14 protein-coding genes are annotated in these 13,857 nt (G+C 73.6%); 3 read left to right on the top strand and 11 right to left on the bottom strand.

All coding sequences use genetic code 11. The features are described 5' to 3' along the window. Window positions 1–425: 425 nt before the first annotated feature. Complete coding sequence (locus ACFVXK_RS31165) at window positions 426–1,151, top strand: hypothetical protein (protein WP_389618179.1); 726 nt, start codon at window positions 426–428, stop codon at window positions 1,149–1,151. Between the two features lie 473 nt (window positions 1,152–1,624). On the opposite strand, the gene ACFVXK_RS31160 is transcribed toward ACFVXK_RS31165, so the two are convergent. Genes ACFVXK_RS31160 through ACFVXK_RS31150 form a run of 3 tightly spaced genes read right to left on the bottom strand, consistent with a single transcriptional unit; the run spans window position 1,625 to window position 3,158 of the window. Continuing rightward, entirely contained in the window at window positions 1,625–2,038 is a 414-nt protein-coding gene (locus tag ACFVXK_RS31160) for a hypothetical protein (protein WP_389618176.1), read from the bottom strand. Between the two features lie 20 nt (window positions 2,039–2,058). Continuing rightward, complete coding sequence (locus ACFVXK_RS31155) at window positions 2,059–2,304, bottom strand: DUF397 domain-containing protein (protein WP_389618173.1); 246 nt, start codon at window positions 2,302–2,304, stop codon at window positions 2,059–2,061. Next, the gene (locus tag ACFVXK_RS31150) at window positions 2,301–3,158 is read right to left on the bottom strand and encodes a helix-turn-helix transcriptional regulator (protein WP_389618170.1); all 858 of its coding nucleotides are present in this window, start codon (window positions 3,156–3,158) and stop codon (window positions 2,301–2,303) included. Before ACFVXK_RS31150 ends, ACFVXK_RS31155 begins: the two co-directional genes overlap by 4 nt. A gap of 125 nt (window positions 3,159–3,283) precedes the next feature. Here ACFVXK_RS31150 and ACFVXK_RS31145 point away from each other — a divergent pair, with 125 nt between their 5' ends. Next, window positions 3,284–3,760 (top strand): hypothetical protein, encoded by a 477-nt coding sequence (locus ACFVXK_RS31145; protein WP_389618167.1) that lies wholly within the window; start codon window positions 3,284–3,286, stop codon window positions 3,758–3,760. Here the strand turns inward: ACFVXK_RS31145 and ACFVXK_RS31140 are convergent. From ACFVXK_RS31140 to ACFVXK_RS31120, 5 genes are all read right to left on the bottom strand, one after another. Next, window positions 3,685–4,560, bottom strand: a complete 876-nt coding sequence (locus ACFVXK_RS31140) for an alpha/beta hydrolase family protein (RefSeq protein WP_389618164.1) — start codon at window positions 4,558–4,560, stop codon at window positions 3,685–3,687. The genes ACFVXK_RS31145 and ACFVXK_RS31140 overlap by 76 nt on opposite strands. Window positions 4,561–4,759: 199 nt before the next feature. Then, the gene (kynU, locus tag ACFVXK_RS31135; RefSeq protein ID WP_389618161.1) at window positions 4,760–5,962 is read right to left on the bottom strand and encodes a kynureninase; all 1,203 of its coding nucleotides are present in this window, start codon (window positions 5,960–5,962) and stop codon (window positions 4,760–4,762) included. Beyond that, window positions 5,955–6,803, bottom strand: a complete 849-nt coding sequence (locus tag ACFVXK_RS31130; protein WP_389618158.1) for a tryptophan 2,3-dioxygenase family protein — start codon at window positions 6,801–6,803, stop codon at window positions 5,955–5,957. The genes kynU and ACFVXK_RS31130 overlap by 8 nt, the downstream gene beginning before the upstream one ends. A gap of 128 nt (window positions 6,804–6,931) precedes the next feature. Then, a complete protein-coding gene (locus tag ACFVXK_RS31125) occupies window positions 6,932–7,345 on the bottom strand; it encodes a DUF3151 domain-containing protein (protein ID WP_389618155.1) in 414 nt (137 codons plus the stop codon). Window positions 7,346–7,349: 4 nt separating this feature from the next. After that, window positions 7,350–8,585: a CE1758 family FMN-dependent luciferase-like monooxygenase gene (locus tag ACFVXK_RS31120; protein ID WP_389618152.1), complete on the bottom strand. Its 1,236-nt coding sequence runs from the start codon at window positions 8,583–8,585 to the stop codon at window positions 7,350–7,352. A 238-nt stretch (window positions 8,586–8,823) separates the two neighbouring features. Here ACFVXK_RS31120 and ACFVXK_RS31115 point away from each other — a divergent pair, with 238 nt between their 5' ends. Further along, window positions 8,824–10,065, top strand: coding sequence for an IS701 family transposase (locus tag ACFVXK_RS31115; RefSeq protein ID WP_389618149.1), 1,242 nt, complete (start codon window positions 8,824–8,826; stop codon window positions 10,063–10,065). Here ACFVXK_RS31115 and ACFVXK_RS31110 read toward each other — a convergent pair. The 3 genes from ACFVXK_RS31110 to ACFVXK_RS31100 form a co-directional block, all read right to left on the bottom strand. Further along, on the bottom strand, window positions 10,038–11,993 hold the full coding sequence (locus tag ACFVXK_RS31110; protein WP_389618146.1) for a helix-turn-helix domain-containing protein: 1,956 nt from the start codon (window positions 11,991–11,993) through the stop codon (window positions 10,038–10,040). The genes ACFVXK_RS31115 and ACFVXK_RS31110 overlap by 28 nt on opposite strands. A gap of 140 nt (window positions 11,994–12,133) precedes the next feature. Further along, on the bottom strand, window positions 12,134–12,841 hold the full coding sequence (locus tag ACFVXK_RS31105) for a BTAD domain-containing putative transcriptional regulator (RefSeq protein ID WP_389618143.1): 708 nt from the start codon (window positions 12,839–12,841) through the stop codon (window positions 12,134–12,136). An 80-nt stretch (window positions 12,842–12,921) separates the two neighbouring features. After that, window positions 12,922–13,650 carry a ScbR family autoregulator-binding transcription factor gene (locus tag ACFVXK_RS31100; protein WP_389618140.1) on the bottom strand — a complete coding sequence of 243 codons (729 nt, stop codon included), beginning with the start codon at window positions 13,648–13,650 and terminating at the stop codon, window positions 12,922–12,924. Between the last annotated feature and the right edge of the window lie 207 nt (window positions 13,651–13,857).

Raw genomic sequence — 13,857 nt, 5'->3', positions numbered from 1 at the left:
CCCTTGACAGACCGTCCCGCCACGGAAAAACGAAGACTGCCGGGAAACCCCCAAAGGAACGGGACGGAGGATCCATGGACATACGGCCGGATCAGCGACCAGGCGGGGTGGTCGGGGGCCGGCAGACATCCCTTCCGGGCTGACATCCCTCCCGGCTTGGGCTTCGCCCACGCGACAGATCGCTACGCGCTCCTCCCGTCTCAGCGTCTGCCGCCCGTCTGGGGTCGCTGCTGTCGCCCAGGGACGGCGGGATCGTCATCCGGGACCGGGGGGCGCGCCAGATCGCTACGCGCTTCTCGCGTTCCGGCGTCCGGCGGCCGTCCGGGGCTGATACCCGCACCACAGGACGACCAGGGTGGCTTCTGGGCCTGCCACTTGGCCTTTTCGGGTGGTCTACGGCCTGTCAGGCCGGCTTTTGGCTTGGCGTGTCCACGCTGCTCGCTTTGCTGTGTCTCGACGATCTCTCATCGAAGGGACTCGATGACATGAAGCGCATCGCGCGAAGGCTCGCGGTCTTCGGTTCGGCAGCAATGGCCGTGTTCGCGACGGCCGTTCTGCCGACACCACACGCGCTGGCCCAGGACCGGCACTTCTTCCCGACGGAAATCGGCATCCGGTTCAACGCCGACGGCGACCCCGGTCAATGCGGCGGCAGGACGGGGGACCAGTGGGTCGAAACGGGTCGATGGACCGATGTGGTCCGGTTCGACACGGACGGACGTCGAGGCGGTTGCCAACTGGCCTTCGGTGTCTTCGACCGGGAAGGCTTCATGCAGAACGCCGGACTGACCTACGAGTGGAGGGCCACGCCGTTCGCGGATCCCAACCAGTGCGGGAACCAGGGTGAACACCGCGTGCCGGTCCGGTCGGACGTCCGGACCTTCGGTCCCGGTATCCGCATCGACACCGACGACCGCATGGGCGGCTGCACGCTCACCTTCGCCGTGCAGCAGACGGGGGTCACGATCGTCCAGCTCGAATTCCAGTACTACGCGGACGGCAACGCCGGCCAGTGCCCGAACGCGTTGCCCCCGGGCTCGACCCGCACGGTGTCGGCCGACCGGGGCCCGGAGACCATCGGCATCGACACCGACAGCCGCCCTGGCGGCTGCACCCTTCGCCTCCGGCTGTTGATCGACGGCGGGGTCTGACGCTCGCAGTGGGGCCGGTCCGTTCGGCGCCCGTTACGGGTAAGAGGACGATCGGCCCATGACGGGCGGCGGACGCCGAGATCAGAGAAGCGCGTAGCGATCCGACGCGGAGGTGGGCCCCGGAGGGCGGTCGTGTCGGCCCGGACGGCTGTTCTGCCGGCCCCGGCGTCCCCGCCTGGTCTGCTGACACCGCCGAATCTCCGACTCCGGACCGGACCGTTCCTCTGGGGGCTTCCCGACAGTCCTTGTCTTTTCGGGCCGGGACGGCCTGTCAAGGGTGGAGCGCAGCGACATCGCGCAGCGACGCGACGAAGGAGCGCCCTTGACAGGCCGGCCCGGCCTGTCAAGGGTGGAGCGCAGCGACATCGCGCAGCGACGCGACGAAGGAGCGCCCTTGACAGGCCGGCCCGGCCCGGAAGGACAGTGGGACTGACGGGAAGCCCCCAGCCCTTCTCTGAGACCGTCCGAGTGGGTCAGGCCAGGTCGTCCCGGCCGAGCCAGGCAGGGCGCTCGGGGATGTCGACCTCCTGTGGCGCGGCCCGTGGTCGTGGGGGCCGCGGCGAGCGGGGGCTCCGTGGCTTGCGCTGCCGAACGGGTTCCGGCTGCGGCGGTGGTGGGGGTGGTGGGGCGCTGTCGTGGAGCAGCTCGGCGATCTTGAACCGGAAGTGCCATGCGCGGGCGAAGCGGCCCTCCACGAGCAGCATGAACCCGTTGCCGTCGCCCTCTGCGTAGAGCCTGCGGCGCGTCACCTTGGTGAAGAGGGCCGGATCGAAGGCTTCCGCCCGGGCGCGGAGGGCGGCCAGGGCCTCTTCCCTGGTCCCGTCCACGTGGCCCAGCACGCTGAGCGACCAGGTCGACCCGTGCCGCCCGTGGATGTTCCGCTCCATGAGGAGCGCCCAGGTCGCCACTACGCCTGCCCGGCGGCCCAGTCGGCGAAGTCGGCCCAGGCGGTGGGGGCCAGGGCGAGGGTGGGGCCGAGGTTCTTGGAGTCCCGGACGTGGACGGCGTGGGGGCAGCCGGCCACCTCTACGCAGTTGCCGCCGCCGCCGTCGCTGTAGCTCGACTTGTGCCAGTCGTACGCCACTTCGACGCAATCGCCGCCACCGCCGTCGCTGTAGCTCGACTTGAACCACCGCAGGGTGCTGGTGTTCATTTCCGTTCTCCCGCCAACTGCTTGATGAGCCCCAGTGATTCGTCAGGGCTGAGCGCCTGTGCGCGGATCTTCGCATACCGCTGGATCAGCCGAGAGACCTTGGCCCGGTTGCTGATCAGGATGCTTTGGTCCTCGATCTCCAGGTAGACCACGTGCTCGTGGTCCTTCGTCTCCACCAGTTTCATCGGGCCACGGTCCCCGGCGTAAGTCCCCTTGAGGCCCCGGTCCAAGGGGAGGATCTGGACCGTCACGTTGTGGCGCTGGGCGTCGTCCGCCAGGGAGTGCAACTGCTCACGCATGATGTCCCAGTTGCCGAAGGGACGGCGGAGCACCGACTCCTCCACGATCAGTTCGATCATCGCCGTGGGATCGCGGTCGAAAAGCGCCCTGCGGGCGAGCCGCGCGTCCACCAGTTCCTGGACCTTGGCCGGAGACACCTGCGGGTAGCTGCCGCCGATCAGCGCCCGCGCGTACGCTTCGGTCTGGAAGAGACCGTCCAGAACGGTGTTCTGGAACGACGAGATCATGTGCGCCGACGCCTCCATCTGCGAGAACCCCCGGAACCGCACCGGGTACTTCTCCATCAGCACGTACTTGCGCCCCGCCTCGAAGATGCCCCGGTTGTCGCCGATGGCGGACTCCAGCCGTTCCAGCATCTTGTCGCTGACCGGCTGGGCGCCCGTCTCCATGGCGCTGATCGCCGACCCCGTGTAGTTCGTCAGCCGTCCTACGGCCTCCTGGGTCAGGCCCTTCTCCAGCCGCAGGATGCGGGCGATGTCGGCCATCAGCTGGGTGGCCGGGCGTTCCTCCTCCGGGTCCTGTTCCCGGTCCTTGCCGCTCTCTGCCTTACCCATGCGAACACCCCCGGACTCAAACGAACTCAAGCGGTCTCAAGCGCAGCGCGGTGCGATCCCATGACTCACGGGCCTTCGAGTCCGGGCTCTGGAAAACGGTAGACCTGAGCCATCACGCTTGTTCCATGAACACTGAAAGTGACGCCCCCCTCACGCCCGTTCCCACCTGGCTCCCGCCCGCCGGTATCGCGTTCCGCAAGGCCGGCGTGCAGTTTGACGCGCTACGTGTGGACGGTGACATGGGACGGGACCTCGCCGATCTCCTCGTCACGCTCACGGGCGGTGACCCCGGGCCCATCGTCGTGCAGGCCAACGGGCGCCGTCCCGTCTACTTCCTGATCCCGGTCGGCAGCGCCCAGTACCGGATGTGGCCGCCCGGGTTCCGGCGGCTCACGGCCGGGCCGCGGCGGACCACGTACATCCCCGTCCCCGCCCTCGACGGGGCCTGGCCGCTCACCTGGCGGTGTCCGCCCCGGGCCGAGGACCGGTTCGTGCACGCGCTCCTGCTGCACCGCGCCGCCGGGCTCTACCAGGCCAGCTGCGAGATCTCCTCCGCCACCACCGCGCAGGCGTCCGCCGCCGGGTCGATCAGCGGGAAGTGACCGACCCCCTCGACCAGGGTCAGGCCCACCATCTCCCCCGCCTTCGCCGCCGCGGCCGCGTACGACTCCGCCACCGCCGGCGGGACCACGATGTCCTCCCGGCCCTGGACCACCGTCGTCGCGATGCCCGTCGGCAGCAGCGAGGCCGGGTCCGCGGACGGGCGGCGGGCGTCCCAGTGGGCCGGGCCGCCCAGCAGCTGGGAGGAGGCTCCGCCGCACACGCCGAGCTGCTCCGCGACCTCGAAGTCCGCGATGGGGGCCAGCGCCACCACGCCGCGCAGCAGCGGCGGGGAAGGCAGCCGCCACGGGGAGCCGGCCGGCAGGACGTGCCGGGCGGCGGCCCACAGGGCGAGGTGGCCGCCCGCCGAGTGGCCGGTGACGACCGTCCTGCGGGGGTCGGCCGCCGGGAGGGCGGACGCGAGCAGATCCGGCAGGGCGTCCATGGCGGCGGCGACGTCGTCGAAGGTCTCCGGCCAGCGGCCCGCGACCGGGCCCTCGGAGCCCTGGTGCGGCAGGGAACTCCCGCGCCGGTACTCGATGTTGGCGACGGCGAAGCCGCGCCGGGCGAGGAAGTCGGCGAACGGGGTGATGTGCCGGCGGTCGTACGGGGCGCGCCAGGCGCCCCCGTGCAGGACGACGACGAGCGGGGCCGTGGCCACGGAGTCACCGCGCGGGGCGTAGAAGTCGACGACCTGGTCGGGGTGTTCCCCGTAGGCGGCGCTCGCGTCCGGTGCGACCGGGGGGTGGGCGAAGGCCGCGGCGGCCTCGGCGGCGTCCCGTTCGACTGCGGGGTCCGTCATCGGCTCGACCTCTCGGTAACTCGTGCGGTGACTCGTGTGACAGCAACGCGTGTGACGGCCGGGACAGATGTTCCGGTGTTTCCGGCAGAGCGGGACCGTATCAGGCTGTCGCGTGCCCCTAGCCGCCGGGACGAGTCCGCACGGAGGCGGGCGGAGCCGCAGCCCCGCCCGCCTCGTGGTGTGACGTTTCGCTACCGCGTCACCCGAAAATGTGACCCAGTGTGCGCGCGGCGCGCTCGGCGTCGGCGAATCCGACGTAGAGCGGGGTGAAGCCGAAGCGCAGGACATCGGGGGCGCGGAAGTCGCCCACGATGCCCCGGGCGATGAGCTCCGCCATCACCTCGCGGGCATCGGCCGTCCGCAGGGAGACCTGGCTGCCGCGCTCGGCGTGCTCCTCCGGGGTGACCACCTCGACCGCGCCCGGCGGGACGTACGCGGCCACGCAGTCGAGGAAGAAGTCGGTCAGCGCGAGGGACTTGGCGCGGACGGTCTCGACGTCCACGTCCTCCCAGGCGTCGAGGGCCGACTCCAGGGCCAGCATGGACAGGATGTCCGGGGTCCCGACGCGGGCCCGGGCCGCGCCCTGGGCGGGCGTGTACTCCGGGGTCATCGCGAAGGGCTCGGCATGGCTGTTCCAGCCGGGCAGCGGGGAGTCGAAGGCGCCCTGGTGGCGCTCGGCGACGTAGAGGTACGCGGGGGCGCCGGGGCCCCCGTTGAGGTACTTGTACGTGCAGCCGACGGCGAGGTCGACGGCGTGCGCGTCCAGGCCGACCGGGAGGGCGCCGGCGCTGTGGCAGAGATCCCACACGATCAGCGCGCCCGCCGCGTGGGCGGCCGCCGTGAGGGCGGGCAGGTCGTGGAGCCGGCCGGTGCGGTAGTCGACGTGGTTGAGGAGCACCACCGCCGTGTCGGGACCGAACGCTTCCGCCGCGTCCGACGGGTCGACCGGGACGAGGTCCAGGCCGGTCATCCGGGCGGCGGAGGCGGCGATGTAGCCGTCGGTGGGGAAGGTGGTGGCGTCCACCAGCATCCGGGTGCGGCCGGGCGCGGCCAGGCGGGCGGCGCCGACCAGGGCCTTGAAGAGGTTGACGCTGGTGGAGTCGCCGACCGTGACCTGGCCGGGGGCGGCGCCGACGAGCGGGGCGATGCGGTCGCCGATCCGCTCGGGGGCGGTCCACCAGCCGCTCTCGTCCCAGGAGCGGATGAGCAGCTCGCCCCACTGGCGGTGGACCACGTCGGCCACCGCGCCCGGGACGCCCGCGGGAAGGGCGCCGAGGGAGTTGCCGTCGAGGTAGACCACGCCCTCGGGGAGGGTGAAGCGCTCGCGGTGCTTGGCGAGGGGGTCCTCGGCGTCCAGGCGGGCGGCGCGGGCCTGGAGGTCCTGGAGTATCGCGTCAGACATGGCTGCGGGCCGTCCAGAGCTCGGGGAAGACGTTCTTGGTGGCGCGCTTCTCCAGCCAGGTCACCCCGGCGGAGCCGCCCGTGCCGGTCTTGGCGCCCATCGCGCGGCGGGTGGCGACCAGGTGGTCGTTGCGCCAGCGCCAGACCAGTTCGGCCACGTCGGTGAGGATCTCGCCGAGGCGGTGCAGGTCGGCGTGGGCGCCGGTGGGGTCGGCGTAGAGCCCGGTCCAGACGGCCTCGACCGCGGCGGAGGGCTCGTAGCGCTGGGTGAGGTCCCGGTCGAGGACCGACTGCGGGACGGGCAGGCCGCGGCGGGCGAGCAGGCGCAGGGTCTCGTCGTAGAGGCCGGGCTCGTGGAGGGCCTTCTCCAGCTCGGCGTGGACGCGCGGGGCGCCGCGGTGCGGGACCAGCATGGACGCGGACTTCTCGCCGAGGAGGAACTCCATCCGGCGGTACATCGCGGACTGGAAACCGGAACCCTCGCCGAGGGCGGCGCGGTAGGCGTTGAACTGCGCGGGGGTGAGGTGGGCGATCGGCCGCCAGGAGTGGTTGAGCGCCTCCAGCTCGCGGAGGGATCGTTTCAGCGCGTCCGTCGCGACCGGGATGTCGTCCTCGCGCAGGGCGCGGGCGGCGGTCTCCCACTCGTGGACGATGACGGTGAACCACAGCTCCATGACCTGGGTGGTGACCAGGAAGACCATCTCGCCGGGGTCGTCCGAGCGGGGGTGCTGGAGGTGGGTGAGGACGTCCGCCTGGACGTAGTCCTCGTACGGGGTGGTGCCGGCGAAGTCGAGGTTCGGGGTGTCCGAACCGGCTCCGGAGGCATCAAGGGCGTGCGACATCGCTGTCTCCTCGACACGTGCTTCCGGGTAGCGGTCCGCTCCTTCCGATGGGTGAGTGGAGCCCCGGTCCCCTGCATCGCATCATAAACAGGAGATCCGGGGCGCCTCTAGGGCACTCGGTCCGGCCGTTACGCGAGCGTGTCCGCGGCGGTCGGGGAGGAGTCGCGCAGGAAGGTCGAGCAGCGCTCGTACTCGTCCTTCTCGTCGATGGCGCCGGCGGCGCGGGCCAGGGCGTGCAGGGCGCGCAGGAAGCCGCGGTTCGGCTCGTGCTCCCACGGCACCGGGCCGTGGCCCTTCCAGCCGGCGCGGCGCAGGGCGTCCAGGCCGCGGTGGTAGCCGGTGCGGGCGTACGCGTAGGACTCGACGGTCCGGCCCGCGGCGAAGGCCTCGTCGGCGAGGGCGGCCCAGGCGAGGGAGGAGGTCGGGTGGGCGGCGGCCACCTCGGCGGGGGCGGTACCGGCGGCGAGGGCCTCGCGGGGCCCGGGCTCGTCGGGCAGGTGGGTGGGGGCGGGGCCCCCGAGCAGGTTCTGGTGAATCGACATGCGTTCAGTGTGTCCGATGGGTGTGCCCGACGCGGCCGGGCGGCAGGGCGCTCGCCCCGGTGAGGTGCCTCGGCGGGGCGGGCCGGGCGGGCTCGGCCGTCCGGGTGGCGGCGGGGGCCGGGTGGTGGGACGGGTGGTGGGCCGGGCGGTCCGCCGCCGCGTGGCCGTGGGCCCGGGGGTGGTCCGCCGCCGGGTGGCGGGGGGCCGGGGGGACCGCGGGCGGGCGGGTGGCGGCCAGTTCGCGGCGCAGGACCGGGACGATCCGCTCGCCCAGGATGTCGATCTGTTCGAGCGCGGTCTCCAGCGGGATCCCGGCGTGGTCCACGGTGAACAGCTGGCGCTGGTAGTGCCCGTAGACCTCCCGGAAGCCGAGGATCTTCTCGATGGCCTCGTCCGGGCTGCCCACGGTCAGCGGGGTGCGGGCCGCGGCCTCCTCCAGGGACCAGTGCAGGGCGCGCGCCGGGGAGCGGTCGAAGTAGGGGCGGAACCCGCTCAGGGCGTCCTGCGAACGGGCCCGTACGAACAGCTGCCCGCCGAGGCCGACGATGGCCTGCTCGGGGGCGCCGTGGCCGTGCTCCGCGTACCGGGTGCGGTAGTGCTCGACCAGCCGGGCGTAGTGCCCGACGGGGGCGAGGAGGTGGTCGGCGAAGAACCCGTCGCCGTAGTACGCGGCCCGCTCGGCGGTCTCCGTGCAGCGCACCGAGGCGTGCCAGACGAAGGGCGGTACGCCGTCCAGCGGGCGGGGCGTGGAGGTGAAGCCGTCCAGCCGGGCGCGGGAGCGGCCCCGCCAGTCGACGTCGGTCTCGCGCCAGAGGCGGTGCAGCAGGGCGTAGTTCTCCCGGGCGAGGGCGCGGGCCTCGCGCAGGTCCTGGCCGAACCAGGGGTAGACGTCGGGGGTGTCGCCGCGGCCGGCGATCAGGTCGAGGCGGCCGCCCGCCAGGTGCTGGAGCAGCGCGTACTCCTCGGCGACGCGCACCGGGTCGTTGGTGGTGATCAGGGTGGTGGCGGTGGAGAGGATCAGCCGCCGGGTGCGGGCGGCCAGGTAGGCCAGCAGCGTGGCGGGTGCGGAGCACACGTAGGGCGGGCTGTGGTGCTCTCCGGTGGCGAAGACGTCGAGGCCGGCCTCCTCCGCGCGGACGGCGAGTGCGGTCATGGCCCGGATGCGCTCGTGCTCGCTCGGCATCCGGCCGGCCCGGGGGTCGGGTGCGAGCTCACCGACCGAGAAGATGCCGAACTGCACGCCGCCGCCCCCGCCTTCTCACGCCCCCCGTACCGCCGCCGAGGGTCCCGACCGTGCCCGATCTGCGGTGATCCGGCCAGTTCCGGGCCGACAGTCCGTCAAGTCGGGGTGGTGGTGGGGATCCCACCACCACCGGGGCGATCGCGGTGACCGGCACACCTCCCCCTACAGGGGGTGCCCGTCGGACGGTAGAGGGGCAGTGGACGCACGCCGAGGGGGGCATGTCGTGGAAGCGGTCATGGGCAGCAGCAGCACCGTCACGGGGATGGGCACGGGGAAGGGCGCGGGGAACGGGAGCGGACGGCCGGATCCGGCCCGGGAGGTGGCCGACGACCTGTGTGCCGCCGTCCTGTCCTCCCTGCGCCGCAAGGACCAGCGGGAGAAGGGCCGGCAGTACGTACAGGGACTGCTCGCCCTCCCGGGACGCAAGTCGATGCGCGGGATCGCTGGGCAGGTCGGCGGCGGGGCGGCCGAGCAGAGCATGCACCACTTCATCTCCGGCTCCACCTGGGACTGGCAGCCGATCCGGGCCAACCTCTCCCGCTTCCTGGAGGCCGCGAGCCCGCTGACGGCGTGGGTGGCGCAGCCGATGGCCATCCCGAAGGGCGGGGAGCACTCGGTGGGCGTGGCCAACCGGTTCGACCCGCACCAGGGGCAGATGTTCCGGGGGCAGCAGGCGTTCGGCACCTGGTTCGCCTCGGCCGCGCTGGCCACTCCGGTGGGCTGGGAGATGTTCCTCCCCGAGACCGAGCAGCAGGCGGGCCACGCGGCGGAGCCCCTCGGGGAGCTCCTGGCGGAGCCCTTGGGGGAGCACGCCGCCCGGGCCGCGTACGAGGAGGCCGCGGCGGCCGCCGTGATCTCCACGGTGCGGCGCAGCGGCAGCCCGGTGCGGCCGGTGGTGCTGGACATCCGGCAGATCGGGACGCGCTCCACGATGAACCGCTTCGCGGAGGCGGGGCTGCCCGTCATCGCCCGGATCAGCCCGTCCACCCCGCTGCTGGTCACCGATCCGGCCCTGCCCGGACACGGGGCGGGGGCCCGCTGCGCGCGGGACGTCCTGCAGGCGGTGAAGGGGCTGAGCACCCCGGTGGAGTGGACCGACCCCGATCCGGCGGCCGGTCCGGGCCGGCACCGCAGCACCCTCGCGGTCGCGGTGCGGGTGATGATGCCCGACCCCGCGCCGGCCCGCCGCCGCCACCTGCTGCTGGTCGGGGAGTGGGCGGATCCGCGGCGCGCCCCGTCGCAGCTGTGGGTGACGGACCTGGTGCGGCTGCCGGTGGGGCCGTTGCTGCGGCTGACGAAGCAGGGCCGGCGGGTGGCGTTCGCCGCCGAGCACAGCGGTCAGGAGGCGGGGCTGCGCGACTTCGCGGGGCGGGCCCTGCCGGGCTGGCACCGGCACGTGACGCTGGCCTCCGTGGCGCACGCCGCCCGGGCGCTGGCGGCGACGGAGGGCTACGCGCTCTCGTACGGGGCGGCGTAGGGGGCGGCGCCCGAGCGGTCGGCGGCGGTGCGGCGGTCGTGCAGGACGGTACGGGTCTTGCGCAGCCGCAGCGCCATCTGGATCTCCAGCGCCCGGCCGGGCTTCTGCCAGTCGGGGCCGAGGAGTTCGGCGATGCGCTCCAGGCGCCGGGAGACGGTGTTGGGGTGGACGTGCAGGGCCTCGGCGGCATGGGTGGGGCTGGCGCCGGAGGCGAAGTACGCCTCCAGGGTGCGGGTCAGCTCGGCGGGGCGGCCGGAGTCGTACTCCAGGACGGGGCCGACGGTGCGGGTGATGTACGCCTCCACGTCGTGGTCGGCGGACAGCAGCAGGCCGAGGAAGCCCAGTTCCTGGAGGGAGGCGGTGCCGCCGACCCCGTCGAGGGCGGTCAGCGCGTCGAGGCAGCGCACCGCCTCCGCGTAGGTGCGGGCCACGTCGCCGGGGCCCGTGGTGGGTCCGGCGGCGCCGGTGGACACGGCGTGGCCGAGCAGCGGCGACAGCTCGCCGGAGGCGCGGTGGGCGGCGGCGGAGGCGTCGGTGCCGGGCAGCACGAGGACGAGGCAGCCCCGGCGGACGCCCTTGAGGCCGCCCATCCGGTAGGCGTACGAGGAGGCCCAGGCGACGGCCTTGCCGAGTTCGCCGCCCTCGGGCCGGGCGACGACCACCACGTGCGGGCGGTCGAGGTCGATGCCGAGCCGGCGGGTGCGTTCCAGCAGGTGCAGGTCGACGGAGTGGGGCCGGTCGAGGAGGTCGGCGAGGAGCTCGTCGTGGACGGGGCCCTCGGCGGCGGCGGTGCCCCGCTGGATGAGCATCAGGGAGGCCACGGACTGGGCGGCCAGCTGGAGCAGCCGTACGTCCTCGTCGGCGAGCGGGGCGGAGGGGCTGAGCAGCAGCACCCCGAGGTCCTCGGCCCCGGCGAGGACGGGGGCCAGCCACAGGCCGCCGGGCAGCCGGGCGGGGCGCCGCAGGGTGAGCGCCTGGAGGGCGCCCTTGGTGACGGCCTCCTCGTCCAGGTCCGGGAGTTCACCGGTCGCGGTCAGCGGGCGTCCGCCCGGGTCGCGCACCTGAAGGACGCCGTCCAGTGCGTCGGCGGTGGCCCGGGCGAGGGTGGGCAGGCCGGCGCCGTCCAGGACGAGTCCGGCGAGGCGGGCGTGGCACTCCCACAGGTGGCGGACGCGGGTGAGCGCGGTCTGGGTGCGGGAGCCGAAGGCCTCCAGCTCGGTGACCTGGTCGCGGGTCTGCTCCAGCAGGCGCGCCTTCTCGATGGCGACGGCGGCCAGGTCGGCGAGGGAGAGCATGATGCCGATCTCGTCCGGGCTGAACTGCCGCACGGCGCGGTCGGAGCCGTAGAGGGCGCCGAGGGTGGAGTCCCCGCGGCGCAGCGGGACGGCGATGATCGCGTGGAGGCCCTCGGCCTCGACGACGGCGTCGATGCCGGGGGCGTGCGCGATGGTGGGGTCGGCGAGGTAGTCGGCGGTCCACACCGGGGAGCGGCGGGCCTGGGCGATGCTGCCGAGGCCCCGGCCGGTGCCGAGTTCGAGGCCGACGTTGAAGGCGGTGGTCTCGCCCTCGGAGGTGCGCACGTACGCCGTGCCGTCGGGGCGGCTCAGGGACAGCCAGGCCATGTCGAAGCCGAGCAGACGCCGGGCGCGGCGGGTGATCAGCCGCAGCAGGCCGTCGATGTCGTACGGGGAGGTCAGGTCGTGCGCGGTGTCGACGAGGGCGGTGAGGGCGGCTTCGCGCTGCCGGCTGCGGCGGGCGCGGGCCTGGACCGAGCGGGCCAGTTCCAGGGCCCGGGTGAGCCCGTCGAGGGCGGCGTCGTCGGCTCCGGCCGCGCGGGCGTCGGTGAGGAGCTCCTCGTACCGGCCCGGCGGGGCGTCCGCCGCGAGCAGTTCCAGTACGGCCAGTGCGCCCGCCTCGTCCCCGCGCATCCTGCCGACCCCCTCCGACCAGCCGTTTTCCCCGCGTCCCGCCCCGAACCTAGGTTCCCGGGCGGTGAAGGGTCAAGCAGGGGTCAAAGGGCGGCCGGCCCGTGTCGCGCGGCGGGGCCGCGGCCCCCGGCCGGGCGGCGTCACGGGTGTACCGCGCCCGTCAGGGTGGGGCCGGGGCCGGGCAGGGCGGCGCGCAGGGCGGCGACGCGGGTCTCGGCCCGCCGCAGGGCGGCCGGGTAGCTGCCCTCGGGGTGGCGTCCGTTGGCGCCGCACAGGCCCGCGAGTTGCAGGAGCAGTTCGCGGTGGTGGCCGAGGGCGAGTCCGGCTTCGACCCACTGGTCGAGCACGGACAGCCGCTCGGCGTCGAGGGCGGCGGTGCGGGCGCGCAGCCAGGTCCCGGCGTCGATGCCGTGGAGGGCGGGGCCGGTCCACAGGTCGAGGGCGCGGCGCAGCCGTGCGGTGGCCTGGACGAAGTCCCCGCGGCCCATGGCCCGGTAGCCGGCGCCGGCCTCGCGTTCGAACTCGCGGACGTCGCAGCGGCCGCCGCCGGTGTCGAGGAGGTAGCCGCCGGGGCGGGCGGCGAGGACGGTCTCGGGGGTACGGACCGAGCCGGCCCCCAGGGCCTCCGCGAACCGCTCGCGCAGTCGGCGCACGGCGGCGTGCAGGGCGGCGCGGCAGTGTTCGGGCGGGGTGTGGCGGGCCAGCTCGTCGGCGAGCACGGAGACCGGGACGACCCGGTCGGGGCTTGCCGCGAGGGCCGCCAGGACGTGCCGGGACTCCGGTGTGGGGGCGGTGATGAGCACACCGTTCTCGGTGACCCGTGGTGCGCCGAGTACCTCAATGTCCACAGTGTTCTCCCTGGGCAGGCGAGCAAAAAAATAATACCCGGGAGGATCTTTTTGGGAAGGGGTGGGGCGCGTGGGGCGGTTCAGGCGGCCGGGTCCTGCGGGTCCGCGAACTCCCCGGCCGGAACCACCCCGTTGGCGCAGCCGGTCCGGCAGGAGTGCGTGCCCAGCGGCCCGTGGAGGGCCCGGGCCCCGCGCCCGGGGGCGGTGTCCAGGCGGATGCCCACGGCCGGGACCACCACGTTCGGCATGACGTGCGTGTAGAGCTCGGCGACCTGGGCGTCCAGGTCGAGACCGAGGGTATGGGACATGGTGTTCAGCCCCGCGTACGCGCCGACGATCAGCCGGGCGGGCACGACCGGTTCCACGCCGGGCAGCAGCTCGCCCCGGTCCCGGGCCTCGGTCAGCAGGCCGGCGCACAGCTCGATCCAGGTCTCGTACGGGGTCGCCCGGTCGAGGTGGGTGCCCGTCTGGTCCAGGGTGAGCCGGGCGCTCGCCCGGATCAGCACCTCGTGCCGCATCCGGTGCGAGAAGACCATGCCGATGTCGACGAACTCCTGCGCCTTGTACAGCTGGGGCAGCGCCTGCGGCCGGCCCTCGTTCTGGGCGTCGATGACGGCCTGGGCCAGGCCTTCCTTCGACTCGAAGTGGAAGTAGAGGGCACCCTTGGTGACCTTGGCGATGTTGACGATGTCCGAGAGCTTGGCCGCGTCGTAGCCGTGCTCCTCGAACACCATGGCCGCCGCCTGCAGGATGGCGTGGCGGGTGCGCACCGCCCGGTCCTGCTTCACCTGGGGTCTCTCGGTCCTCATATGGGGCGTCGCCTTCTCCTGGCCCGCCGGCATCACATTCCCACGGGTACGTTTTCGGTATTCCACACCATCGCGCGGGCGGACGTCCACCGGCACCGTCACCTCACGCACACGAAAGTGGGGTGCGGGCCGCGCGGGGGGGGCGGGGGGGGCCCCCCCCGGAGGACGGGGGGGGGGGGGGGGCCGGGGGGGGGAGAAAAAAGTTGG

It is taken from the genome of Streptomyces sp. NPDC058157 (assembly GCF_042884105.1).
Lineage (GTDB): Bacteria > Actinomycetota > Actinomycetes > Streptomycetales > Streptomycetaceae > Streptomyces.
This window is presented reverse-complemented; position numbering and strand designations above follow the sequence as displayed.